Source organism: Sphingomonas sp. FUKUSWIS1 (assembly GCF_000733135.1).
Classification (GTDB): domain Bacteria; phylum Pseudomonadota; class Alphaproteobacteria; order Sphingomonadales; family Sphingomonadaceae; genus Sphingomonas; species Sphingomonas aerolata.
The window spans coordinates 1-3145 of sequence record NZ_JPJC01000226.1; the positions used below are offsets into that span (position 1 = coordinate 1).

Below are 3145 nucleotides of genomic sequence, written 5' to 3' on the forward strand. Positions count from 1 at the left end.
CTCGCCGCGCTCGACGGGCCGGGGTCGCGCGGGGTGCGCCTGATCTCCAGCGCGCCCGGCGAAGACCGCCAGCTCAAGATCTACAAGCTGGGCGGCGCGCTGCCGCTGTCCGATGCCGTGCCGGTGCTCGAGAATTTCGGTTTCCGCGTGATCGGCGAATTGCCGACCCGGCTGCAGGAGGACAGCGATCCCTTCGTGCACGACTTCGTGCTCGAGGCGAACGATGCGGTCGCGCAGGCCGACGCCGCGACGCTCGAGCGCGCGATCGCCGCGGTGCTCGAAGGCGCGGCGGAGAACGACGCGTTCAACCGGCTGATCGTCGAGGTCGGGATGAGCCCGCAGGCGGTCGTGCTGTTCCGCGCCTGGTTCCGCTATCTGCGCCAGGCGGGGCTGCCCTACGGCCTGACGACGGTGGTCGACGCGCTGCGCCGCGCGCCGAGAGTCGCGACCGCGCTGATCGCGCGCTTCGCCGCCGCGCATGATCCGGCCGATGCCGGGCATCCCGCCGATGCCGACGCGACGATCGAGGCCGGGCTCGACGCGGTGACCGCGATCGACGACGACCGCATCCTGCGCGCCTATCACAGCCTGGTCGGCGCGACGCTGCGCACCAACGCCTTCACGCCCGCCGCGGCCGAAGCGCTCGCGTTCAAGCTCGACAGCCACCTGATCCCCGGCCTCCCCGCGCCCGTGCCATGGCGCGAGATCTGGGTGTACAGCCCGCGGATCGAGGGCATCCATCTGCGCGCCGGCCCGGTCGCGCGCGGTGGCCTGCGCTGGTCCGACCGCCGCGACGATTTCCGCACCGAGATTCTCGGGCTGATGAAGGCGCAGCGCGTCAAGAACGCGGTGATCGTGCCGACCGGCGCGAAGGGCGGCTTTTATCCCAAACAGCTCCCCGCCCCGTCCAACCGCGACGCGTGGCTGGCGGAAGGGACCGAGAGCTACCGGATCTTCATCCGCACGCTGCTGTCGATCACCGACAACATCGTCGAGGGCAAGGTCGTCCATCCGGCGGGCGTCGCGATCCTCGACGGCGAGGATCCCTATTTCGTCGTCGCCGCGGACAAGGGCACCGCGACGTTCAGCGACGTCGCCAACGCGCTCGCGCTCGAGCGTGACTTCTGGCTGGGCGACGCGTTCGCGAGCGGCGGCTCGGTCGGCTATGATCACAAGGCTATGGGCATCACCGCCAAGGGCGCCTGGGTCTCGGTCCAGCGTCACTTCGCCGAGCGCGGCATCGACGTGCAGAGCGATTCGATCACCGTCGTCGGCTGCGGCGACATGTCGGGCGACGTGTTCGGCAACGGCATGCTGCTGTCGAAGTCGCTCAAGATCGTCGCGGCGTTCGACCATCGCCACATCTTCATCGATCCGAACCCCGATCCCGCCGCAAGCTGGGACGAGCGCGCGCGCATGTTCGCCCTCCCCCGGTCGAGCTGGGCGGATTACGACACCGCGCTGATCTCCGAAGGCGGCGGCGTCTATCCGCGCACCGCCAAGGTCATCCGTCTCTCGCCCGAGGCGCAGGCCGTGCTCGGCATCGCGGTCGACGAGATCGAACCCGGCGCGCTGATCTCCGCGATCCTGAAGGCGCCCGCGGACCTGCTCTGGTTCGGTGGCATCGGCACCTATGTGAAGGCGGCATCCGAGAACAACGTCCAGGTCGGCGATCCCGCCAACGACCGGCTTCGCGTGAACGCCGAGGATCTGCGCGTCACCGCGATCGGTGAAGGCGCCAATCTCGGTGTCACGCAGGCCGCGCGCATCGCGTTTTCCGAGCGCGGCGGGCGGATCAACACCGACTTCATCGACAATTCGGCGGGCGTCGACTGCTCGGATAACGAGGTCAACATCAAGATCGCGCTCAACCGCGAGATGATCGAGGGGCGCCTGGGCTATGAGGACCGCAACGCGCTGCTCGCCAGCATGACCGACGACGTCGCGCATCTCGTGCTCGAGGACAACCGGCTCCAGACGCTCGCGCTGTCGATCGCCGAAGGCGCGGGCGCGCTGGCGGGACCCGGCGGTCTTGGCGGTGCGACCGGCGGCGGCGGCGGGCCGGGCTCGATGCCCAGCTATGTCCGCGTCATCGAGATCTTCGAGGGCAGCGGACGGCTCGATCGCGCGGTCGAGGGGCTGGCCGCCAATGACGACCTGCTTCGCCGCGGGCTCGACGGCCATGGCCTGACGCGACCGGAACTCGCCGTGCTGCTCGCCACCGCGAAGCTCGCGCTGCAGGATTCGATCGAGCACGCCGGGCTCGGCGACGACCCCGCGCTCAAGCCCGATCTTCACGCCGCCTTCCCGGCCGCGATGCGCGAGCATTTCGCGCAGGCGATCGACGACCACCGGCTGCGCGGCCAGATCGTCGCGACCAAGCTTGCCAACCGCATCGTCAACCGGCTCGGCGTGCTCCACCCGTTCGAGCTGGCCGAGGAGGAAGGCGCGGCGATGGGCGATATCGCGGCGATGTTCGTCGTCGCCGAACGGCTGTTCGACCTGCCCTCGCTCTGGGCGGACATCGAATCACGACCGATGCCCGAAGCCGCACGCATCGCGCTGTTCGACGAAGTGGCGGTGGCGACGCGGTCGCAGATCGCGGATCTGCTGCGCGTGTCCGCGCCCGGCACGATGCCGGGTGCCGTGCTCGCGCGGCTCGCCAAGGGGATCACGCATCTCGATGGCCAGACCAAGGCGCTGCTGCTCGAGGAGGCGAGCGCGCAGAGCGACCGCATCGCCGCGCAGCTCGAAACCGCGGGTGCCCCGCACGACCTCGCGATCAAGGTGGTCCGGCTGTTCGAGCTCGACGGTGCGGTCGGGCTTGCCGATCTCGGCGAGCGCCTTGCGCTCGACGAGGCGGTGCTGACCCGCGCCTTCACGCATCTGGGACAGGCGCTCGGGCTCGACTGGGCACAGGCCAATGCCGCGCGGATCACGCCGTCGGATCCCTGGGAACGCCTGTTGATCGCCGGACTTGCCCGCGATTTCCAGCAGTTGCGGCTGGAGTTCCTCGCACGGTGCGGAGCCAAGGATCCGCAAGGCGCGGTCGACACGTGGCTGGCGAGCAATGCCACCCGCGTCGCGCAGTTCAAGGCGGTGATCGACCGCGCACGCCACGCCGCCGTCCCGAACGCCGCGATGC

1 protein-coding gene is annotated in these 3145 nt (G+C 69.9%); it reads left to right on the forward strand.

Going from position 1 to position 3145, the window contains the following annotated elements; genetic code table 11:
* On the forward strand, nt 1–3145 hold a 3145-nt coding region (locus sphsw_RS13500; protein WP_031441062.1), incomplete at both ends, for an NAD-glutamate dehydrogenase domain-containing protein.